Source organism: Rhodococcus baikonurensis, from assembly GCF_040489275.1.
In the GTDB taxonomy this organism is placed as follows: Bacteria; Actinomycetota; Actinomycetes; order Mycobacteriales; family Mycobacteriaceae; genus Rhodococcus_F; species Rhodococcus_F baikonurensis.
On the sequence record NZ_JBEUOQ010000003.1, the window covers coordinates 265,075 to 287,327 of the forward strand.

Genomic DNA, 22,253 nt, shown 5'->3' on the forward strand with positions numbered 1-22,253 from the left:
TTTCCCGAAAGGTCTATTCGTGATGTCCACTCCGTCAGGTAGTGCGCCGTGAGCGCGCCCACCGATGTCCGCCCCGAAAAGTCGGTGGCCGAGCCGCAACTTCCCGACTCGGAGCTTGTCGTTGCTCGTACCTGGCACCCGCTGCGCTGGGTGATCAGCGCGGTCGTACTGGTACTGCTTGCCCAATTCATTCACGGACTCGTCGTCAACCCCGGCTGGGACTGGCCGACGTTCGCGCAGTACTTCACCGCGAAATCCGTGCTCGCCGCGTTGTGGGTGACGATCAAACTGACCCTGTGGGGGACGATCCTCGGATTCGGTCTCGGTGTTTTCCTGGCGCTCGGCCGTCTGTCGAAGAACCCGGTCCTGCAGGTGATCGCCTGGACCTACATCTGGGCCTTCCGCTCCATTCCGCTCATCGTGCAGTTGCTCTTCTGGTTCAACATCACGTACCTGTACCAGACGCTTTCTCTCGGAATACCTTTCGGGCCCGAGTTCTTCACCTTCCAGGTCAGTGGTGTGATCGGCGGATTCACCGCAGCGGTCATCGGTTTGGCGCTGCACCAGGCCGCGTACTCGGCCGAGATCATCCGTTCCGGAATCATCTCGGTGGATCACGGTCAGATCGAAGCTGCTTACTCGCTCGGTATTCCGCGCAGTCGCCAGTTCTTCAAGATCGTTCTCCCTCAGGCGATGCGGGCCATCCTGCCCAACGCGGCAAACGAGGTCATCGGACTGTTCAAGGGAACGTCCATCGTCTCCACCATGGCAATCGCCGAACTGTTCTACCAGGTGCAGGTCATCTTCGGACGCAACGGTCGAGTTGTGCCGCTGCTGATGGTCGCCACGATCTGGTACATAATCCTGACGACGTTGCTCTCGATCGGTCAGTACTACGTGGAGCGCCACGATCTGGTACATAATCCTGACGACGTTGCTCTCGATCGGTCAGTACTACGTGGAGCGCCACTACGCCCGCGGATCTGCCCGTGCCCTTCCGTTGACGCCGATACAGAAGGCGCGCAAGAAGTTCGAAGAGATTCGTGATGCGCGTCTCGATATTCCGAGAGGTGCGACCCGATGACCGCAGAGCTGGCTGAAGAGACGGTGTACGCCGTCGAAGCGCGCGGCATCCACAAGTCGTTCGGCGCGCTGGAAGTACTTGCCGGTGTCGATCTCCTGGTCCGCAAGGGCGAGGTGACCGTCATTCTCGGTCCGTCAGGTTCCGGCAAGTCCACTTTGCTGCGCACCCTCAATCACCTCGAGAAGGTCGACCGCGGGACCGTACGGATCGACGGAGAACTGATCGGATACCGGCGCAAGGGAAATCGGCTTCACGAACTGCGTGACCGCGAGATCCTGAAGCAGCGTTCACACATCGGATTCGTGTTCCAGAACTTCAACCTGTTTCCACACCTGACTGCGCTGGAAAACGTGGTGGAGGCGCCGCTCTCGGCCCAGAAGCGTGATCGTGACGAGGTGTACCGCGAGGCCCGCGCACTGCTAGAGCGAGTGGGGGTGGGGGACAAGGCAGACGAGTATCCCCGTCAACTCTCCGGTGGTCAGCAACAGCGCGTGGCGATTGCGCGAGCTTTGGCACTGAGGCCGGCGGTCATTCTCTTCGACGAGCCGACGTCGGCGCTCGACCCGGAACTGGTGGGCGAGGTTCTCGAAGTCCTGGCTCAGCTGGCTCGTGACGGCGCCACCTTGGTGATCGTCACGCACGAGGTCGGATTTGCTCGGGAAGTGGCGGACACCGCGGTCTTCATGGACGGCGGCGTCATCGTCGAACAGGGCCCACCTTCACAGGTGATCGACAACCCGGTCCACGAACGGACCAAGGCTTTTCTCTCCCGCGTCCTCTGACGCGACCTAGACACATTCCCGAAAGGAAAAATTGATGTTCTCCCCATCCCGTCGCGCGACCTTCCTGATTTCGGCTATCGCCACAGTCGGACTGCTCAGCGCCGCGTGCAGCAGTGCGGACGCCGAGTCGGACGGTGGACAGGTCACTGCCGCTGCGGGTTACAACCTCACAGCCGACCAGAATCGCATCACCACCGACAAGGTGGATTCCATCGCCGCCGAGGTTCCTCAGGCGATCCGCGACCGCGGCACACTGCGAGTCACCGGTAGTGCCGGTGCCGCTCCGCCGCTTCGCTTCTACGCCGACGACGACACCACCCTCATCGGCTCCGAGACCGATTTCGCCTACCTGATCGGTGACGTTCTCGGCTTGAAGGTCGACCTGCAGACCGCAGACTGGGCACAGAACTTCGTCCGCATCGACTCCGGCGAGGCCGACGCCTTCCTCTCCAATGTGACTGTCACAGAAGAGCGTAAGGAGAAGTACGACTTCGCCACCTACCGACTCGACACCCTCGCTTTCGAAGCCAAGAAGGGCTCCGGGATCTCCATCAAGGAACCCAAGGATGTCGCAGGCAAGAAGATCGCGGTAGGTTCCGGCACCAATCAGGAAGCGCTGCTGGTCAAGTGGAGTGAGCAAAACGTCGCGGCCGGCCTGGCGCCCACCGACATCTCCTACTACCAGAACACCACCGACTACTACCTGCCCCTGCAGTCCGGCCGGATCGACGCCTACTTCGGACCGAACCCGTCGTCGCAGTTCCACGCCAAGCAGTCGGGTGAAACCGAAGTTGTCGGTGAGTTCTCCGGTGCAGGCGACACTCTGCAGGGGCAGATCGCCGTGCTGGTGAAGAAGGACAACGGCCTGATCAAGGCAATCAACGACGCGATCAACCACACGATCGAGAACGGCACGTACCAGCAGATCCTCGAGCGCTGGAACATCACGAATGAAGCCGTCGACACGTCCCTGATCAACCCGCCCGGTCTTCCGAAGACCAAGTGAGCTCTCGTCCATGAGTGAGATTCTCGATGTGATCGTCATCGGCGGAGGACTCGTCGGGTCCTCCGCCGCATGGCGGCTCGCGGCGCGCGGACGTAGCGTCGTTCAGTTGGAACAGTTCGGGCCGGGGCACAAGCACGGTGCGTCGCACGGTACGTCGCGCATCTACCGTCAGGCGTACGACAATCACCTGTACACAGGGTTGGCGGCCGACGCTCTGCCGTTGTGGCGGGAGTTGGAGGCCACCACGGACATCGGGTTCCTGGAACTGACCGGTGCCGTCGATCACGGTCTGCCGCAGGCAGTGCAGTCCAAGGCGCAGATACTTCTCGAGGCGGGTATCAAGGGCGAGATTCTCACTCCTGCCGAGGCGTCCGCCCGCTGGCCGGGGCTGCGATTCGACACCACCGTGCTCCATCACCCCGATGCGGGCCGGTTGCACGCGGACCGAGCCGTGACCGCGCTGAAAGCGGGAGCGGTGTTCGCCGGTGCCGAGGTCCGTCACGACGTTCGGGTGTTGGCGCTTGCACGTGCGTCGTACGGCGTGGACGTGGTGACGGACGGCGGAACACTCGCAGCTCGTCAGGTCGTGATCGCCGCTGGTGCGTGGACTGAGGACCTGATCGCAGACAGCGGTCTCGGTTCCGAGATCGTGCTGCCGACGCTACGCACGACACAGGAACAACCGGCGCACTTCGCACCGCTCGATCCCGGAGTCGAGTGGCCGAGTTTCGTTCACCACACCGGTGCGCAGTTGGAGACTGCGGGGATCTACGGACTCGGTTCCGAGGACGGCATCAAGATCGGTGAACACGCGACCGGGCCGGTGGTGACTCCGCAGACCCGCGACTACACCCCTGACTCAGCCGGAGAGCAACGATTGGTGGAGTACGCCGAGTCGTGGTTGCCCGGCGTCGATTCCACCCGGGTGGAATCGATCACGTGCCTGTACACGAGCACACCTGACAGTAACTTCGTCGTCGACCGAGTCGGCGCCGTCACGGTGGCAGCGGGATTCTCGGGGCATGGATTCAAATTCGGTCCGGCCTTGGGTGAACTCGTATCGGACCTTGTCGACGGAACCACTCTCGCTCCGGAAGTTTTTCGGCTGGGGGAGCGTTGACCAGATTCATGGAGGAAAGTGTTGTGGCACTGGAGCTCGGGACTCGGCAGCTCGCGGGTATCGGCGCGGTAGAGGTCTACTCGGTCTCGCAGGACGACCCCTTGGCAGCTCCACTGATCGCGGAGTTGGCCCTCGAATACAGTTCGCGTTACGGCGGGACTCGCGAAGCGATGCTCGAGGATCTCACGACGTATCCGGCAGAAGAATTTGCATACCCACAGGGAGCGCTGTTGGTGCTCACCCACGACGGCCGGCCGATCGCCGGCGGTGCGTTTCGTCAATTCGATTCCACCACTGCGGAACTGAAGAGAATCTGGACGTCGGTCGACTATCGGAAGCGTGGCCTAGGCAAGGCCGTCGTTCGTGAGTTGGAACGAGAGATCGAGCTTCGCGGATACGGCCGGGTGTTCCTCACGACGGGTCCTCGGCAACCGGAGGCCGTCGCGCTGTATCTGTCCAGTGGATACACACCGCTTTACGACGCTTCGCTCTCGCCCGAAGAAGTGGGCGTCCACCCGTTCGAGAAGCAGCTTCGGGTGCTCGAAAATGTGACTCGAGCAGCAATTCCTACCGACCGGGTTGACAACACCCGGGTTTGACCTCGTACACTTGCGAACGACCATCCAGAGCGACCGAGAGACCTGGCTCATTGAAGTCGCAGCAACCCCCCGAGTGATCGGGTGCGGGTGCTACCGCCAGGACCGATGGAGGAACACGAAATGAAGGCAGTCGAAGGCGGTTTCGATACCGCCTGGTCGCGTCGTCACGTAGACCTGTGCCGCACCGCGGGATCTTTCTGTACCAACTGACCTCGGTCAGTCATTCACACTCAGGCGAGTCGTCGACAAGTCTGTTTTCTTCTCTCTCACAAGTGATTCGTGCTCGATCGCCTTTTTCGTCTCAGGCGGCGGGTGCGCTCTTCGGCATGCCTCTTTAGGAGTTCTTGGTGTCTTCGCCCTCATTCGGTGCCCGTAAACGCGCGACCGTCATCGCCGGTATCGGTGCTGTCACGGTTCTCGGCACCGTCCTCGCCGGTTGCAGCAGCAACGGAAGTGACAGCGCGGCCGACGCGGGTCCCGCGCAGTCCGGCGGAACCCTTCGCTACGGACTGTCACAGGCGCCGACCTGCGCCGATCCGGCCCAGGCCGGCAGTAACCAGACCGTGTATGTCACTCGGACCGTGGTGGATTCGCTGACCGATCAAAATCCCGACACCGGAGAGATCACCCCGTGGCTCGCCAAGAGTTGGGAGATCAGCCCCGACGCCGCGAGCTTCACGTTCGTTCTTCGCGACGACGCCACCTTCAGCGACGGCACCCCGGTGACGGCGGATTCGGTGAAGAAGACCTTCGACTCGGTCAAGAATCTCGGACCGAACGCGTCGTTGGCGAAGAGTTACCTGTCCGCGTACACCGGTACCGACGTCGTAGATGCCCACACGGCGAAGATCAATTTCTCCGGACCCAATGTTCAGTTCCTGCAAGCAACTTCGACGCCGCAGCTCGGGATCCTCGCAGATTCCACCACCGCGCTGGCTTCCGAGCAGCGTTGCCCCGGTGCAGCGGTGATCGCGTCCGGCCCGTTCGTCTACACCGACTGGCAGCAGGACAAGAGCGTCAAGATCGCCAAGCGTGCGGGATACAACTGGGCGTCGGACGCGGTCGCGCATCAGGGCGAGGCCTACCTCGACGGCGTCGACTTCACGGTGGTCCCCGAATCCGGTGTGCGGGCAGGCAGCGTGGCCTCCGGCCAGCTCGATGCGGTCAGCGATGCGCTTCCACAGGATGCGCCGCAGATCGAGGGCGCCGGTGGACGAATCCTCACAAGGCCGAACCCGGGTGTGAGCTTCTTCTTCCAGCCCAACGTCAGTCGCGGCGTTCTCGCCGATCAGGCTGTTCGCCAGGCCATCATCCCCGCGATCAACCGCCAAGAACTCGTCGATACCGTTCTGGATCCGTCGTTCTTCCCGGCCACGAGCCCGTTGGCTCACACCACTCCGCTCTACAGCGACGAATCCAGTGTCGTGACGTACGACGCCGACAAGTCGGCGAAGCTCCTCGACGCGACCGGTTGGAAGACCGGCAGCGACGGTATCCGCGAGAAGGACGGGCAGAAGCTCACTTTCAGCGTCACCTTCAGTCCGGTGTTCTCGGGTAACCAGGCAATCCTCGAGCTCGTACAGCAGCAGCTCAAGAAGGTCGGCGTCGACTTGCAGCTCAACCTGGTCTCGAACGGTGAATGGACCGAGAAGGGGGTGTCGGGTGATTACGATTCGCTGTACTACAACAGCACTCGCGCGGATGCCGACATCCTGCGGGCATCGTTCAGCACCGAGGGTCGCAACCTGAACCGCCGCGGAGCAGATCCGGAGCTCGACAAGGTACTCACAGACCAGCTTGCAGCCACGGACAACGGCCAACGCGGTGAACTGGTATCCACCGCACAGGAATTGATCCTCGACCGTGGACTCTCCATTCCGACCATCGAGCTCTCGCAGGCTATCGGCGCCGGATCGAGTGTGCAGGACCTGAACTTCGAAGCCTCCTCACGACTGCAGTTCTACGACGCATGGTTGTCGGGTAAGTAATCATGACTCGATACGTACTCACCCGACTGGGCCAGGCCGCAGTGGTTCTGTGGGCCGCCTTCACCATCTCGTTCGTGATTCTGTTCCTCTTGCCGAGCGATCCGGTCAGCATGGCTGCCGACTCGTCCGGTCAGGGTGTTGCAGTGGATCAGGCTGCCCTCGATCAGCTTCGGGCACGGTACGGCTTGGACCAGTCGGTGTGGGTGCAGTACTGGACATCGCTGACAAACGCTCTTCGCGGTGATTTCGGTACGTCCATCTCCACCGGCCAGTCGGTGACGGACGCCATCTTCTCGGCGCTGCCCAGCACTCTGGTGCTGGCAACCACCGCTTTGGTTCTGGCCGTGTTGTTCGGAGTGGCGATTGCATTCTTCGCTACCTACACCCGCAAGCGGTGGCTCGCGAACCTGTTGTTCTCGCTGCCGCCGCTGGGTGTGGCGGTGCCTACTTTCTGGGTGGGCTTGATTCTCCTGCAGCTCTTCTCGTTCCGTCTACACATCTTCCCGGCATTCGGCGACAAAGGTTTCGCAACGGTGATTCTTCCGGCGATCACCTTGGCGATCCCGACCGGCGCGGTGATCGCGCAGGTGCTCACGACCAGCCTGCAGTCGACGCTACGTTCGCCGCACGTGGAGACTGCGTACGCCAAGGGCGCAAGCCGGTGGCGTGTGCAGACCCGTCACGCGTTGCGACTGGCGAGTATTCCGGCATTCACCATCGCCGGAGTGCTGGTCGGCACGCTGCTGGCCGGCTCGGTGGTCGTGGAAACGGTGTTCTCCCGCGCGGGCGTCGGGCGTCTGACTCAGACGTCGGTGATGGCGCAGGACATCCCGGTGGTGCAGGGAGTCGTCGTGTTCGCCTCTCTCGTGTTCGTGCTCGTCAACCTCGCGGTCGACCTCTTCTACCCCTTGATAGATCCACGGATCATCCAGACGAAGAAGAGTCACACCGAAAAGTCGAATATCGAAAGCTCGACCGATCTGGAGCCGGCCCATGTCTGACACATTGATCGAACCCCTACTCCTCGATTCGAGCGTCGAGGCGAAGGAGCCAATGGTTTCACGCCGAAGGTCCACTGCCATCGGTTGGATCCGCAAGCCTGGTCTGGTGATTCCGGTGCTGATCGTGTTGCTTGCCATCGGCTTTGCCGTCGCACCCGGATTCTTCGCCAGTGGCGATCCGCTGTCCGGTGTCCCTGCCGACAAACTGCAGGGCCCCAGCCTGGCTCACTGGTTCGGAACCGACAATCTCGGACGTGACCTCTACACGCGGTTCGTGCACGGTGCCGCGCTGTCCCTGACCGCGACCTTGGTCGCGGTGGGAATCGCATTGGTGGCGGGATCGATAATCGGATTGCTCGCGGGCTTTGTCGGTGGCGTCGTCGACGCCGTGCTGATGCGCATCGTCGACGTGCTGCTGTCCATTCCGGCACTGCTGCTCTCGTTGGCCCTTGTCACCGCACTCGGGTTCGGCACCATCAACGTCGCCATCGCGGTCGGTGTCAGCATGGTCGCGAACTTTGCACGAGTGATGCGTGCCGAAGTGATGCGGGTGCGCGGCGCTCAGTACGTCGAGGCCGCGTTCAGCTCGGGTGTGCAGTGGCTCGGTGTCCTGCGTCGGCATGTGCTGCCCAACTCCTACGCGCCCGTGGTCGCGCTGTCCGCAGTCGAGTTCGGGCAGGCTGTGCTTGCCGTGTCGGCACTGAGCTTCTTGGGATTCGGCGCCGTTCCACCTACCCCCGAATGGGGATCGCTGGTATCCGAGGGACGCAATTTCCTCGCCAATGCCTGGTGGATGACAACACTTCCCGGTCTCGCGATTGTCGCCGTGGTCATCTCGGCACACCGAATCGGCCACGAGATCGAAAGGAACAACCGACGATGAGCACGACCGAGGATCAGTTGCTTTCCGTCACCGACCTACAGATCTCCTACGGCAACGAGCCCGCGGTATCCGGCGTGAGCTTCACCGTCGGCCGTGGTGAAGTCGTTGCGGTGGTCGGGGAATCGGGTTCGGGTAAGTCGACCACGGCCCACGCGATATTGGGTCTGCTCGCCGGCAGCGGTCACGTCATCGGCGGGACCGTCGAGTTCGAAGGCGAACGAATCGACTCGTACTCCGACCGTGCGTGGCAGCGAATCCGCGGCGCGCGTGTCGGTTTGGTGCCGCAGGATCCGACGACTTCGCTCAACCCGGTGACGCGGATCGGCGACCAGGTTGCCGAAGTCCTGCGGATCCACGGCCTCGCCGACCGTCGCAAAGCGCGGTTGGACGCCGTCGAGGTGCTCGAGCGCGCGGGTATCGACCGACCGGAGATCCGAGCACGCCAGTACCCACACGAGCTGTCCGGCGGTATGCGGCAACGAGTTCTGATCGGCATCGCGCTTGTCGCGAACCCGGCCCTCATCATCGCCGACGAGCCGACCAGTGCTCTCGACGTCACGGTTCAACGACGCATTCTCGACCATCTCGACGAGCGGATTGCCGAATCCGGTGCCGCCGTGCTCCTGATCACGCACGACCTGGGCGTGGCCGCAGATCGTGCGGACCGGATCCTGGTCATGCAGGGCGGCAGAATCGTCGAATCCGGCCGTACCGCAGATATTCTGGACAACCCGCGACACGAGTACACGAAGAAACTTCTCAACTCGGCTCCGAGCCTGTCCTCGGGACCGGTCGATCGCCCGGTCCGCCAGGACACGAGCCCGCTGTTGACGTTGACCGGAATCACCAAGCGGTTCAACGTCGGACGCGGGAGTTCGATCACCGCGGTGAACGAAGTGTCGCTGACTGTTCCGCGGGGACAGACCGTCTCGCTGGTGGGGGAGTCGGGCTCGGGCAAGTCGACCACGGCGCGCATCGCCGTGCGATTGGAACAGCCGGATGCCGGCACCATCTCCTTCGACGGCCACGACATCACGAAGGTCAAGGGCAGCGACTTGCGCGAGCTACGTCGAAAGATCCAGCTCGTGTACCAGAACCCTTATGCATCGCTCGACCCGAAATTGTCCGTCCAGGACATCGTGGCGGAGCCGCTGCGGGCCTTCAAGGTTGGTGGAGGCAGCCAGCAGCAGACTCGTGCAGCAGAGTTGCTCGATCAGGTTGCACTTCCCGATCAGTTCCTCAGTCGCAAGCCTGCCGAACTCTCGGGCGGTCAGCGTCAACGGGTGGCGATCGCCCGCGCGCTCGCGCTGAAGCCGGACCTGCTCGTTCTCGACGAACCGGTATCCGCTCTCGACGTCTCGGTGCAAGCGCAGATTCTGGCTCTACTCGACGAGTTGCAGCGAGAACTGGGCCTGACCTATCTCTTCATCTCCCACGATCTGGCGGTAGTTCGCCAGATCAGCGACGTCGTCGGCGTCATGCAGGCCGGGAGATTGCTCGAAATCGGCACTACCACCGAGATTTTCGACAATCCCCGAAACGAGTACACCCGCACACTTCTCGACGCGATCCCCGGGCGGGATCATTCGACACGAAAGGCCGAACATGTCCGAGCGTAGTTCCGGAGCATTCCTGGTCGGCCTCGAATTCGAGGGCACCGGCGCTCATCCGTATTCCTGGCGGCGCGAGGACTCACGCGCCGAAGATCTGTTCACGCCGTCGTACTGGGTGGACCTGGTGACCGCCGCGGATCGGGGTGGCGTAGACCTGGCATTCCTCCCGGATTCTTTCGGACTGCAATCCGAGGGCCGGCACGCCGTGCGGGGCAGGTTGGAGGCTGTGGCGACTGCAGCGCGGCTCAGTGCTGTGACCTCGCGTATCGGCCTGATCCCCACGGCGACGGTCACACACACCGAACCGTTCCACATCTCCAAGGCCGTCGCGAGTATCGACTACTCCTCCGCGGGGCGGGCCGGCTGGCAGGTCGCGGTGTCCGACACCGCCGAGCAGGCAGCATTGTTCGGCCGGAAGGCGGTGCAGGCTCCGGAGTCCGCGTGGGAAGAAGCCTCCGAGGCGATCGAGGTGGTCAGCCGGCTGTGGGACAGCTGGGAGGACGACGCCGAGATACGTGACGCGGCGAGCGGACGATTCATCGATCGCGACAAGCTGCACTACATCGATTTCGAGGGAAAGAACTTTTCCGTCAAGGGTCCGTCCATCACACCGCGCTCCCCGCAGGGGCAGCCACTGATCGCCGTCGACGCCAGTCGACCGGAGGCTCGCGACCTCGCTGTTGCGCGCGGAGATCTGATTCGGATCTCGGCAACCGACCTCGGTGAGGCGAAAGCCACGGCCAAGCTGGTCCATTCGAGTGCCGCTGCCCTCGGGCGAAGCGTCAGGGTTCTCCTCGATGTCGACGTTCTTCTCGGCGCCGACCGCGGAGCGGCCGACGACGCCTTGGCCGAACTCGAGGAATGGGCGGGAGCGCCGTACACCCCACACTCGCTGTTCTATCGCGGTGACAGCGCGGGTTTGACTGTTCTGCTGCGCGAGATCGGTGGGCTTGCCGGGATCGACGGAGTAGTTCTGCGCCCGCTGGCACTGGCCGCCGCAGTGGAAAAGATTGCGACGGACGTGGTGCGAACTCTCAATCCGCGACCGAGTATCGCCCCCACGCTGCGCGAGCGGTTGGGCTTCGAGTTGCCCGTCAATCAGTTCGCGTAGCGCGAGAAAAGAACAGGAACACCGATGACACAGAACAGGATTCGCAAGCAAGTTCATCTGGGCGCTCACTTCCCCGGCGTGAACAACACCACGGTGTGGACCGATCCGGCGTCCAAGAGCCAGATCGAGTTCAGCTCCTTCGAGCATCTCGCACGCAGTGCCGAACGCGGATTGTTCGACTTCTTCTTCCTCGCAGAGGGTTTGCGCCTACGCGAGCATCAGGGCAAGATTCACGACCTCGACGTGGTCGGTCGCCCCGACACTTTCAGTATTCTCAACGCGGTTGCCGGAGTGACAACGCATCTCGGCCTGGCCGGGACGATCAACACCACGTTCAACGAGCCGTACGAGTTGGCCAAGCAGTTCTCGACGCTCGATCATCTCTCCGACGGCCGCGCCGCCTGGAATCTGGTGACCTCCTCGGATGCATTCACCGGCGAGAACTTCCGCCGCGGTGGGTATCTGGAGCATGCCGAGCGGTATGCACGAGCCAACGAGTTGGTCGACGCAGTGCGGACGCTGTGGGACAGTTGGAGCATCGATCGTCCGATCATCGATCGTGAGCGCGGTATTTTTGCCACCGACCAGCAGGTCGGTCAGTTCCAACACTCCGGTAAGCAGTTCGACATCGCCGGACGATTCGAGGTTCCTCGGAGTCCACAGGGGCACCCAGTTCTGTTGCAGGCAGGAGACTCCGACGAAGGACGCGAGTTCGGCGCGGCCAAGGCGGACGCCATCTTCACCGGACACGGAACGCTCGAAGCAGGCAAGGCCTTCTACGCCGACGTGAAGGGACGCTTGGCCAAGTACGGACGCACGCACGCAGACCTCAAGATTCTCCCCGCTGCCACCTTCGTCCTCGGTGACAACGCCGCGGACGCACAGGAGAAGGCGTATCACATTCGTCGGCAGCAGGTCGGGCCCCAGACTGCCATCGCTTTTCTCGAACAGGTGTGGGGCAGAGACCTTTCGCAGTACGACGCCGACGGCCCCTTGCCGAAGGAAGATCCGTCGGACGACGTCAACATCACCCGCGGACGCGTCCGGCACGTCAAGGATCCGCGAGCGGTTGCCGATCAGTGGCGTGCGAAGGCGGAGGCCGAAAACCTCAGCATCCGTGAACTCATCATCGAAGTGACTGCCCGCCAACAGTTCGTGGGCAGTCCCGCCGAGGTGGCTGCCGAGATCGACAGCTACGTCCAGGGCGACGCGAGCGACGGATTCATCCTCGTTCCCCACCTCACCCCCGGTGGCCTCGACGAGTTCATCGACACGGTCGTACCGGAACTGCAGGACCGCGGCAGTTTCCGCACCGAATACTCAGGAAACACCTTGCGCAGCCATCTGGGGCTGCGCCACCCGCACGAGCAGGCTGAAGGAGTCCGCGCATCATGACCGTTACCGACACGTCCACCAGCACCTTCACAGGCGATTGGAATGTTTGGCATGCCTCGCGCGACGCCACCTTCAGTGAACCACTCGGCTGGCTGAGCTTGACTGCGTTGCACTGGCTGGTGGACACCGATTCCACCTTCGCGGATCTGCCGGGTGCATGGCGCGCCGACGCGAATGCCGTTGTCGTCACCGCGACACCGGCCGACGACCTCTCGATCGACGGTGTCGCAGTGGACGGTTCAGCCACTCTGAATCCGATCGAGGGTGCGCCGGGACTGATCGTCAAGCAGGGTGCACGGCTGGTCGAGGTCATCCGCCGCACCGGTGAGGTGGCACTGCGGATTCATGATTCGTCGGCCCCGGCATTGGCACAGTTCAGTGGCATTCCGACCTTCGAGCCGAATCCGCAGTGGCGCATCGACGGTGTCTTCACTGCTTTCGAGGAGGCTCGCACGGTCACGACGGGCGCGGTCGTCGAGCGCCTCGAGCATCATCACGACGCCAGGGGAACCATCGGCTTCGAACACGAAGGTGAAACGCACACGCTGATTGCGTTCGCGGGCAAGGACAACGGCTTTCACATCCTGTTCACCGATGCGACCAGTGGTGTGTCCACCTACCCGGCGGCACGCTCGCTGCACGTGAGCGCACCGGAGCCCGGTGGCGCGGTAGTCCTCGATTTCAACCGGGCGTCGAACCTGCCCTGCGCCTTCACCGATTACGCGACGTGCCCCGTCGCTCCCGCCGAGAATCGTTTGCCGTTCGCGGTGGAAGCCGGCGAGAAGACACCGAATACCCGCGACGGAAGCGCACCGAGGTGAGCGCGCCGCTGTCCGTACTCGACCTCTCGCCGATCAGTGAGGGCGGAACGGCCCGCCAGGCCTTGCGGAACTCGTTGGACCTCGCTCGTTCTGCCGAAGCGTGGGGATACAAGCGTTACTGGGTCGCCGAACACCACTTCGTCGGCGTAGCGAGCTCGTCACCGGCCGTGCTTGTCGGACTGATTGCGGCCGCGACCAACACCATTCGCGTCGGCTCGGCTGCCGTGCTGCTGGGCAACAACACGGCAGCTCAGGTGGTCGAGGCCTTCGGTACCGTCGAAGCGTTGTACCCGGGTCGTATCGATCTCGGTATCGGGCGCAGCGGACAGCGTCGGGTGGAGGCACTTCGCGCCGTCGCTGCCGGAACGCCTGCCCCGGCAGAATCGAAGCGTGAGGCGGTCGTGCGTGAGGGCGTCGTGATCCCGGCGCCCTTCGATCCCACCGGGCTCCTCACGTCACCGCGCTTGCAGGCGTCGTTCGAGGCGCTGGCCTTTCCGGGAGCGCAGGCGCCCGATTTCGAGCAGCAGGTCGACGACATACTTTCACTCCTGAACGGCACTCACCGCACCCGTGACGGCATCGACTTGCACGCCAGTCCCGGCGAGGATGCCGACGTCGAATTGTGGGTGTTCGGAAGCAGTGCAGGCCCCAGCGCCGAGCTGGCCGGACGGCTCGGATTGCCGTTCGGTGCGAATTATCATGTGGCGCCGTCGAGTACGCTTGATGCCGTCGAGGCATACCGCGCAGCATTCCGCCCGTCGGACGTCCTCTCGGAGCCGTACGTGGTCGTGTCCGCGGATGTTGTTGCTGCGGAAGACGATGCGACGGCGAGAGAGTTGGCGTCGACGTTCGGACACTGGACACACAGCATCCGCAGCGGGCACGGAGCAATACCGTATCCCGATCCGGCGACGGCGCTCCCACTTTCCGATGCCGACAAAGCAGTGGTGGAGGATCGGCTGATCACGCAGTTCGTCGGTTCACCCACCACCGTCGCCGACAGGCTCGAGAGATTGCAGAAGCTCACCGGGGCGGACGAATTGGTGATCACCGGGGTGACCTATCGGCACGAGGATCGCCTGCGCTCGTACGAGCTGCTGGCCAAGGAATGGGGACTACCCGCACTACTCGCAGCATGAGCTCGCCTGGTCCATTAGTGTCGAATGATGTTTTCACCTCGAGATGCGCTTGCGCTTGCTCTTGACGTAGCGCGTGAGGGCATGGAGCTCGGGGAGATGCCGATCGGCGCAGTCGTGTTCGACGACGACCGTGTGCTCGGGCGGGCGTATACGCAAGAACGGGCACTAGGCCGACGGGTAGTCCATGCGGACCTTCAAGCGATCTTGCAGGCCGACGAGGCTCTCGGGTTCACTCGAGCGTCAGGAGAATTGACCTTGGCGGTCAATCTCGAACCATGTCTGATGTGCATGGGTGCGGCGATCACGCTCGGTGTGACCCGGGTGTGGTTCGCTCTCGAATCCCCGAACGACGGTGCAAAGGAACTCGTGGAGCTTTGGGCGCCGCCCGTGGAGCTTCCGTTTTTCTGTAAGCCGCGTGAAGTGCTCGGCGGAATTCGCCGTGACGAATCGCGAAGGTTGTTCGCTGAATACGCCACTGGCACCGGCCCCGCCGGTATGCGGGACTGGGCGCGCAGTCTCACCTGAGGCCACGGCCTGCGATGAGGGCGGTGAAGCTCACGCCCCGATAGCGCTGGCGATCATCGGCCACGACGCACGCATGTCGGCTTCGAAGAGCCCCCAGGTGTGGGTGCCCTCGGGTCGGAAGCTGAACGTCGCGGGAATGCCGAGCTGGCCGAATCGACCTTGCAGAGCGGCGGTGCACATGTTGGTGATGCCTTCGAGCACAGCGCCGGGAACGACGCCGGCAGCCATGGCCAGTGAGTTGATTCCGTCCACAGGGCCGGGAAGGCCGTTGCCGGTGGAGATGAACAACGCTGTCCCGCGCAGTTTCTCGGCGTTGATCAGCGGGTCGTGCGCAGCCCACTGCGGGCTACCCCACGGACCCCACATGTTGGCTGCGTTGCCGCCGCCGAGTATCTCGACCATCGAGCGCACCGCTGCCTGACCGAGCGGGTCGCCGGCGCGCGGACAGCCACTGTACGAGCCGACGGCGCGGTAGGTGCCCGGCGACTGGATCGCGAGGTCCAGAACCGGTCCACCCGCCATCGACACACCGCCCAGAGCGTTGACGCCGGTCGTGTTGTACCGAGCGTTGACCGCCGCCGGTAGTTCCTTGGTGAGGTACGTCTGCCATTTGTTGCGGCCGAGCACCGGATCGTCGGCGTTCCAATCGGTGTACATGCTGAACTTGCCGCCGACCGGCATGACCACGTTGACGTGCTTGTCGTCGAAGAAGTCACGAACTCCGGTGTTGTTGAACCACGAGATTCCGTCCTCGCCGCCGCCGACGCCGGTCAACAGATAGAAGGTCGGCGCGGGGCCACCTCCGGCCGGGGAAATCACGTCGTTGGCGATCCAGCGGTCCATCGACGGGGAGTAGACGTCGATGCGACTGACCACGGAATCCGCGCTCGCGGTCGGCGCGCTGAGGCCGAGAAAGCCGGCGGCCATGGCCACCGCCATCGTCAGCCGAACCGTGAATCGACGTGTCTTCATATTTCCCCCCAGGCGCAAGCCGGACAGCGTATTTGTGCCTTCCAACAGTGGCACAATGCGAAGAGGAGTGACGAATGTCCGGGTAACAGTCGTATAAGAAGATGGAGACAATTGCGTGGGATCGCAGTCGCACCACCCCGAATCCGACGTGATTCGGCTGGCCTTCGGGCTGGCTGCGATCACGGCCGGTGCGGCGCGCAGAACCGCTGGTCTCGCCCTTGATTCGGTGCAGCGGATCCCCGTAGTCGGTGGCACCCTCGACGACGCGATCACCCAGGTCACCACTCGCGGCACTGACGCGATCCGCTCGACGGCGGAATTTGCCGATTCCACGTTGAGGACGGTGATCAAAGCTGTCGTCGACGCTGCTCTGGCCGAAGTCGACATCACGAAAATCGTCGTCGATCACGTCGACATCGACAAGATCGCCGAGAACATCGACGTGGACAAGATTGCCGAACGGGTCTCGCTCGAACCGATCATCGACCGGGTCGACGTGGACGAGATCGCAAGCCGCCTCGACGTCAAAGCTGTGATCGACCGCCTCGACCTCGACGGCATAGTCGACACGGTCGACCTCGAACGCCAGGTCAACCGCATCGACCTCGTCAAGATCGCCGACCAGGTCATCGAGGGTGTCGACCTCCCCCAGATGATTCGTGAATCGACCGGTTCACTCTCCACCGAGGCCGTGCACGGGGCGCGCGTGCAGGGCATGCAGGCGGACGACGCTGTCGCCGGGTTCGTCGGCCGCCTGTTCGGCCGCGACAACGCACCGTCACCAGAAAAGCCGTCACCAGAAAAGCCGTCACCAGAGACCGATCCGAAGACGAACGCAGGCGAACGCTAGTGGCCCAGGAGAGTTCCGGCCCGGCCGGCATCGTCACCCGTGGACTCGCCGGACTGATCGACCTGGGCGTCGTCCTGCTCCTGATGGGTTCCGTGTACGTGGGCTTCGCCTTCGTTCGACTGCTCTTCTCGCCGCAGAGTTTCACGTTCTCGGAACCGGGAATCTTCCTGTCCACGACGGCATTTCTCGGTGTCTCGGTGGCGTATCTGACCGCCTGTTGGGCGACCACCGGCCGGACCGTCGGCTCCCTCGTGATGGGGCTTCGGGTGATCACGTCGGGTCACCGGCTGGTCCGTTGGCCGTTGGCCTTCATCCGAGCGGTGCTCTGCGTGCTCTTCGCCTTCGGATTGCTGTGGTCGGCGGTCGATCGACGACGACGATCGTTGCAGGACATCGTTCTGCGCACCGAGGTCGTCTACGACTGGCGTCAGGACCCGGATCTGGTGGCACCCCACGGAGGCGAGCACGCATGAGCGAACCGAACCGCCCGGACGAGCGCTTCACACTCGCCAGTGAGCGCACCTTCCTCGCCTGGATGCGTAGCTCACTCGCCTTGCTGGCGGGCGGCATTGCCGTCGTCCAGTTGGTGCCGGAATGGAGTACCGGGTGGGTGCGTACGACTCTCGGTCTGATGCTGATCGCTCTCGCCGCGGCGGCCGCCCTCGTGGGTATGCGACGCTGGCTACAGGTGAAGAAGGCGCTCGAGGACGGAGCGGCGATGCCGGAACCGCACGCATTGTGGCTGTTTGCACTGGCATTGGCCGGGGTTGCCGTCGCAGCCGGTGTGGCAACGGTGGTTACCAGCCTCGCTCGCTGAGACAGGCAGAGAAGTCCGAGCGGTGTCTGGATAGTCTGCAAAGAACGAGAAGCACGTCAGAGAAGTTAACGAAACAGACGACAAGGGAGTGCACGGTGGCGCAGGAACTCAAGCTCGGATACAAGGCATCGGCTGAGCAATTCGGCCCTCGCGAACTGGTAGAGCTGGCAGTTCTGGCAGAGCAGCACGGCATGGATTCCGTTGCGGTGAGCGACCATTTCCAGCCGTGGCGACACAACGGTGGACACGCGCCCTTCTCGCTCGCCTGGATGACGGCCGTCGGTGAGCGCACCGAGCGCGTGCAGATCGGTACGTCCGTGATGACGCCGACGTTCCGCTACAACCCGGCGGTCATCGCTCAGGCGTTCGCGACAATGGGATGTCTCTACCCGGGGCGCATCATGCTCGGCGTCGGCAGCGGTGAGGCTCTCAACGAGATCGCGACCGGCTTCCAGGGCGAATGGCCCGAGTTCAAGGAACGCTTCGCGCGCCTACGTGAGTCCGTGCGGCTGATGCGTGAGCTGTGGCTGGGCGATCGTGTCGACTTCGAAGGCGAGTACTTCACCACTCGTGGCGCCTCGATCTACGACGTTCCCGAGGGTGGGATTCCCGTGTACATCGCGGCCGGTGGACCCGTTGTCGCCCGGTACGCGGGACGGGCCGGCGACGGCTTCATCTGCACCTCGGGCAAGGGCATGGAGCTCTACACCGAGAAGCTGCTTCCCGCCGTAGCCGAGGGCGCTGCGAAGGCCGAGCGCGACGTCGCCGACATCGACAAGATGATCGAGATCAAGATCAGCTACGACACCGACCCGGAGGCCGCACTCGAGAACACGCGCTTCTGGGCTCCGCTGTCCCTGACGCCGGAGCAGAAGCACAGCATCGAGGACCCGATCGAAATGGAAGCAGCTGCCGACGCTCTGCCGATCGAGCAGGTGGCCAAGCGCTGGATCGTCGCGTCCGATCCCGACGACGCCGTCGAGCAGGTCAAGGCCTACGTCGACGCCGGTCTCAATCACCTGGTGTTCCACGCACCGGGCCATGATCAGCGCCGGTTCCTCGAACTGTTCGAGCGTGACCTGGCGCCGCGCCTGCGCGCTCTGGGCTGATTCCCGAGATCAACTGAACGGTGTCTGCCACTCGACGTGTGGCAGGCACCGTTCGTCTTTCTCGTAGCGGCCGGTTGTCGGCACGAGCGTGAGCGTGACCACGATCAGTGGCAAGGTGGGCGGCGGCCCACACTAGGCTGTTGGGCATGCCAGAAGCGCCCGCTGCCGTGTCGAGTGTCTACGTCGCCTCTCCTGAAGGTGACACCGGAAAATCCACCATCGCGCTGGGCGTGCTGCAGATGCTGTGCGCGACCGTCGCCCGGGTCGGTGTCTTCCGCCCGATCGCCCGCTCGACCGAGGAAACCGACTACATCCTCGAACTGCTGCTGGAGCACACCACCGCCGATCTCTCCTACGCCGACGCACTCGGCGTCACCTACGAGCAGGTTCACGCCGACCCCGAAGCCGCACTGGCCGACATCGTCGCGAAGTACCACACCGTGGCCGAGCAGTGCGACGCCGTCGTGATCATCGGAAGTGACTACACCGACGTCGCAAGCCCCAGCGAACTGAGCTTCAACGCCCGCATCGCCGTGAACCTCGGAGCGCCGGTTCTGTTGGCGGTTCGAGGCGCTCGGCGCAGCGTCGAGGAGGTCGCTCAGCTCGCGCATCTGTGCGCCGCCGAGTTGGCCGCCAACCACGCCCATCTGCTCGCCGTCGTCGCCAACCGTTGCGATCCCGACAAGCTCGACGAGGTCACCGCAGCCCTGTCCGACATCGGTGTTCCGACGTGGAGCCTGCCGGAGATTCCGTTGCTCGTCTCGCCCACGATGGCGGAGTTGATGGAGGCCACCGGCGGCGAGTTGTATTCGGGTGACCCGGAACTGCTGCACCGCGAGGCACTGAAGGTGATGGTGGGCGGCATGACCGCCGAGCACATCCTCGAGCGTCTGGTCGAAGGCATGGTCGTGATCGCACCGGGCGATCGCTCGGACGTGCTGCTCGCGTTGCTCAATGCGCATGAGGCAGAGGGATTTCCGTCGCTGGCGGGCATCATCATGAACGGCGGGATCACGCCGCACCCGGCCATCGCGGCGTTGATGGCCGGTCTGAAACAGCGTCTACCGATCCTGACGACAACCCTCGGCACTTTCGACACCGCAAGCGCCGCAGCCCAAACCCGCGGACGCGTGGCAGTTGGTTCGCAGCGAAAGGTCGACACCGCGCTGAGTTTGATGGAACAGCGCGTCGACGCCGACGTCCTGATGGACCGACTGGCACTGCCGATCCCGTCCGTCGTGACCCCACAGATGTTCGAGTACAAGCTGATCGACCGCGCTCGACGCGATCGCAAGCACATCGTCCTCCCGGAGGGTGACGACGACCGGATCCTGCGCGCGGCCGGCCGACTGCTGCAGCGCCAGGTTGCCGACCTGACGATCCTCGGCGACGAACCCAGTGTGCGTCGACGCGCAGCGGAACTCGGCGTCGACATCAGCGGCGCACAGGTACTCGCACCCGCGCAGTCCGAGTACACCGAGCGCTTCGCGCAGGAATACACCGCGCTGCGAGCTCACAAGGGCATGACCATCGAGCGGGCCCGTGAGGTGATCGCCGACATCTCGTACTTCGGAACGATGATGGTGCACTTGGGTATTGCCGACGGCATGGTCTCCGGTGCCGCCCACACCACCGCTCACACGATCCGGCCCTCGTTCGAGATCATCAAGACAGCCCCCGGCGTCTCGACGGTTTCGAGCATCTTTCTGATGTGCCTGGCCGACCGCGTGCTCTCCTACGGTGACTGCGCCGTGGTCCCGGACCCGACGTCGGAGCAGTTGGCGGACATCGCCATCTCGTCGGCACAGACGGCGTCGCAGTTCGGGATCGATCCGCGCATCGCGATGCTCTCGTACTCCACCGGTGATTCGGGCAGTGGAGCCGACGTCGACAAGGTTCGCACCGCAACCGCTTTGGTGCGCGAGCGCCGACCGGACCTGTTGGTGGAAGGGCCCATCCAGTACGACGCCGCCGTCGAGCAGAGTGTCGCCGACAAGAAGATGCCGGATTCTCTGGTGGCGGGCAAGGCCACGGTGTTCGTGTTCCCGGATCTGAACACCGGCAACAACACCTACAAGGCAGTGCAGCGCAGTGCCGGCGCTATCGCCGTCGGCCCGGTTCTGCAGGGACTGAACAAGCCGGTCAACGACCTCTCGCGTGGAGCGTTGGTCCAGGACATCGTCAACACCGTGGCTATCACGGCAATTCAGGCACAGGGAGCGCAAGCGTGAGCGACGGCACCGTACTGGTCATCAATTCCGGCTCGTCATCCATCAAATTTCAACTCGTTCATCCGGATACAGCGGAATCGGTGGCGCACGGCCTCATCGAGCGCATCGGTGAACCAGACGGCCACATCGTCTACAACCACCGCACCGGAGTCGAAGACCGAAGCCTCCCCATCGCCGATCACCGAGCGGGCCTGAAGATGGTGCTCGACATCGTCGCCGAGGTCGGACGGCCGCTGAGCGAGGCAGGAATCATCGCAGTCGGTCACCGAGTCGTGCACGGCGGCGACATCTTCTATTCGCCGACGCTCATCGACGACGGCGTCGTGAAAGCCATCGCGGATCTGTCGAACCTTGCGCCGCTGCACAATCCGGCCAACGTGATCGGTATCGAGGTGGCGCGCGAAGAACTGCCGGACGTTCCGCACGTAGCCGTGTTCGACACGGCGTTCTTCCATACGTTGCCTGCCGCAGCGTCCACGTACGCGATAGATCGGGATGTGGCCAAGGCCAACCAGATTCGCCGGTACGGCTTCCACGGGACCTCACACGAATACGTGTCTGGACGAGTCGCGGACTTCCTCGGCAAAGATCCGGCCGAGCTGAATCAGATAGTCCTGCACCTCGGAAACGGCGCTTCGGCCTCGGCGATCAAGGGCGGCAAGGCCATCGACACCACGATGGGCCTCACCCCGCTCGAGGGCCTTGTCATGGGTACTCGCAGCGGCGACATCGACCCAGGCATCATCTTGCACCTCAACCGCAACTCGGGAATGAAGGTCGACGAGATCGACGACCTCCTCAATCGTCGTTCCGGTTTGAAGGGGCTTTCGGGAGTCAATGATTTTCGTGCTCTGCTCGCACTGATCGAGGGCGGCGACGACGACGCACAACTTGCGTACGACGTTTACGTCCACATGCTGCGTAAGTACATCGGCGCCTTCATCGTTCAACTCGGCGGCGTCGACGTCATCACCTTCACCGGTGGCGTCGGGGAGAACAACATCGACGTACGACGCGACAGTCTGGCCGGCCTCTCCCGTCTGGGCATCGAGGTCGACCCGGCTCTCAACGAGGCGAAGAGCCGCGACGAGCGTCGTATCTCCGCATCCACGTCGGACGTCGAGGTGCTGGTGGTCCCCACCAACGAGGAGTTGGCGATCGCCCGCGCGGCGAAGGCTTTGGTGGCCGCGCTGTAGACCTCGGGGCG

22 protein-coding genes and 1 riboswitch are annotated in these 22,253 nt (G+C 63.4%); of the genes, 21 read left to right on the forward strand and 1 reads right to left on the reverse strand.

Translation table 11 applies throughout. From position 1 onward, the window contains the following. Positions 1–48 precede the first annotated feature (48 nt). The 15 genes from ABWI03_RS08870 (at position 49) to ABWI03_RS08940 (ending at position 15,067) form a co-directional block, all read left to right on the forward strand. Complete coding sequence (locus ABWI03_RS08870) at positions 49–1,047, forward strand: amino acid ABC transporter permease (protein ID WP_435054140.1); 999 nt, start codon at positions 49–51, stop codon at positions 1,045–1,047. A gap of 33 nt (positions 1,048–1,080) precedes the next feature. After that, on the forward strand, positions 1,081–1,866 hold the full coding sequence (locus tag ABWI03_RS08875; RefSeq protein WP_050655070.1) for an amino acid ABC transporter ATP-binding protein: 786 nt from the start codon (positions 1,081–1,083) through the stop codon (positions 1,864–1,866). A gap of 34 nt (positions 1,867–1,900) precedes the next feature. Then, positions 1,901–2,872: an ABC transporter substrate-binding protein gene (locus ABWI03_RS08880; RefSeq protein WP_095972404.1), complete on the forward strand. Its 972-nt coding sequence runs from the start codon at positions 1,901–1,903 to the stop codon at positions 2,870–2,872. Between the two features lie 10 nt (positions 2,873–2,882). Further along, positions 2,883–3,992 carry an FAD-dependent oxidoreductase gene (locus ABWI03_RS08885; protein ID WP_095972403.1) on the forward strand — a complete coding sequence of 370 codons (1,110 nt, stop codon included), beginning with the start codon at positions 2,883–2,885 and terminating at the stop codon, positions 3,990–3,992. A gap of 8 nt (positions 3,993–4,000) precedes the next feature. Next, a complete protein-coding gene (locus tag ABWI03_RS08890; protein ID WP_298782208.1) occupies positions 4,001–4,591 on the forward strand; it encodes a GNAT family N-acetyltransferase in 591 nt (196 codons plus the stop codon). Between the two features lie 17 nt (positions 4,592–4,608). Next, positions 4,609–4,703: riboswitch (SAM riboswitch) on the forward strand. A gap of 8 nt (positions 4,704–4,711) precedes the next feature. Next, a complete protein-coding gene (locus ABWI03_RS08895) occupies positions 4,712–4,801 on the forward strand; it encodes a putative leader peptide (protein WP_310504006.1) in 90 nt (29 codons plus the stop codon). Between the two features lie 137 nt (positions 4,802–4,938). After that, entirely contained in the window at positions 4,939–6,579 is a 1,641-nt protein-coding gene (locus ABWI03_RS08900; protein ID WP_298782210.1) for an ABC transporter substrate-binding protein, read from the forward strand. Positions 6,580–6,581: 2 nt separating this feature from the next. Next, entirely contained in the window at positions 6,582–7,580 is a 999-nt protein-coding gene (locus ABWI03_RS08905) for an ABC transporter permease (protein WP_095972401.1), read from the forward strand. After that, positions 7,573–8,463 carry an ABC transporter permease gene (locus tag ABWI03_RS08910; RefSeq protein WP_298782212.1) on the forward strand — a complete coding sequence of 297 codons (891 nt, stop codon included), beginning with the start codon at positions 7,573–7,575 and terminating at the stop codon, positions 8,461–8,463. Before ABWI03_RS08905 ends, ABWI03_RS08910 begins: the two co-directional genes overlap by 8 nt. After that, positions 8,460–10,082: a dipeptide ABC transporter ATP-binding protein gene (locus ABWI03_RS08915; protein ID WP_298782214.1), complete on the forward strand. Its 1,623-nt coding sequence runs from the start codon at positions 8,460–8,462 to the stop codon at positions 10,080–10,082. Before ABWI03_RS08910 ends, ABWI03_RS08915 begins: the two co-directional genes overlap by 4 nt. Then, positions 10,069–11,187, forward strand: coding sequence for an LLM class flavin-dependent oxidoreductase (locus ABWI03_RS08920; protein WP_283376808.1), 1,119 nt, complete (start codon positions 10,069–10,071; stop codon positions 11,185–11,187). The genes ABWI03_RS08915 and ABWI03_RS08920 overlap by 14 nt, the downstream gene beginning before the upstream one ends. 24 nt (positions 11,188–11,211) lie before the next feature. Then, positions 11,212–12,582, forward strand: a complete 1,371-nt coding sequence (locus ABWI03_RS08925) for an NtaA/DmoA family FMN-dependent monooxygenase (protein ID WP_283376807.1) — start codon at positions 11,212–11,214, stop codon at positions 12,580–12,582. Then, positions 12,579–13,403: a DUF1684 domain-containing protein gene (locus tag ABWI03_RS08930; RefSeq protein ID WP_296555686.1), complete on the forward strand. Its 825-nt coding sequence runs from the start codon at positions 12,579–12,581 to the stop codon at positions 13,401–13,403. The genes ABWI03_RS08925 and ABWI03_RS08930 overlap by 4 nt, the downstream gene beginning before the upstream one ends. Further along, positions 13,400–14,542 carry an LLM class flavin-dependent oxidoreductase gene (locus ABWI03_RS08935; protein ID WP_298782217.1) on the forward strand — a complete coding sequence of 381 codons (1,143 nt, stop codon included), beginning with the start codon at positions 13,400–13,402 and terminating at the stop codon, positions 14,540–14,542. Before ABWI03_RS08930 ends, ABWI03_RS08935 begins: the two co-directional genes overlap by 4 nt. 27 nt (positions 14,543–14,569) lie before the next feature. Beyond that, entirely contained in the window at positions 14,570–15,067 is a 498-nt protein-coding gene (locus ABWI03_RS08940) for a nucleoside deaminase (RefSeq protein WP_234036704.1), read from the forward strand. 30 nt (positions 15,068–15,097) lie between these two features. On the opposite strand, the gene ABWI03_RS08945 is transcribed toward ABWI03_RS08940, so the two are convergent. Further along, positions 15,098–16,039, reverse strand: coding sequence for an alpha/beta hydrolase (locus tag ABWI03_RS08945; protein ID WP_353798843.1), 942 nt, complete (start codon positions 16,037–16,039; stop codon positions 15,098–15,100). Positions 16,040–16,154: 115 nt separating this feature from the next. Here ABWI03_RS08945 and ABWI03_RS08950 point away from each other — a divergent pair, with 115 nt between their 5' ends. The 6 genes from ABWI03_RS08950 to ABWI03_RS08975 all read left to right on the forward strand — a co-directional run bounded on the left by ABWI03_RS08950 (position 16,155) and on the right by ABWI03_RS08975 (position 22,242). Then, positions 16,155–16,889 (forward strand): DUF445 domain-containing protein, encoded by a 735-nt coding sequence (locus ABWI03_RS08950; protein ID WP_298782221.1) that lies wholly within the window; start codon positions 16,155–16,157, stop codon positions 16,887–16,889. Beyond that, positions 16,889–17,362, forward strand: a complete 474-nt coding sequence (locus ABWI03_RS08955; protein WP_003944375.1) for an RDD family protein — start codon at positions 16,889–16,891, stop codon at positions 17,360–17,362. Before ABWI03_RS08950 ends, ABWI03_RS08955 begins: the two co-directional genes overlap by 1 nt. Then, a complete protein-coding gene (locus tag ABWI03_RS08960) occupies positions 17,359–17,706 on the forward strand; it encodes a YidH family protein (protein WP_298782223.1) in 348 nt (115 codons plus the stop codon). Before ABWI03_RS08955 ends, ABWI03_RS08960 begins: the two co-directional genes overlap by 4 nt. 95 nt (positions 17,707–17,801) lie before the next feature. Continuing rightward, positions 17,802–18,815, forward strand: coding sequence for a glucose-6-phosphate dehydrogenase (coenzyme-F420) (gene fgd, locus ABWI03_RS08965; protein ID WP_003944371.1), 1,014 nt, complete (start codon positions 17,802–17,804; stop codon positions 18,813–18,815). Positions 18,816–18,961: 146 nt separating this feature from the next. Beyond that, entirely contained in the window at positions 18,962–21,046 is a 2,085-nt protein-coding gene (pta, locus tag ABWI03_RS08970) for a phosphate acetyltransferase (RefSeq protein ID WP_042452123.1), read from the forward strand. Then, on the forward strand, positions 21,043–22,242 hold the full coding sequence (locus ABWI03_RS08975; protein WP_166810628.1) for an acetate kinase: 1,200 nt from the start codon (positions 21,043–21,045) through the stop codon (positions 22,240–22,242). Before pta ends, ABWI03_RS08975 begins: the two co-directional genes overlap by 4 nt. The last annotated feature ends 11 nt before the right edge of the window (positions 22,243–22,253 follow it).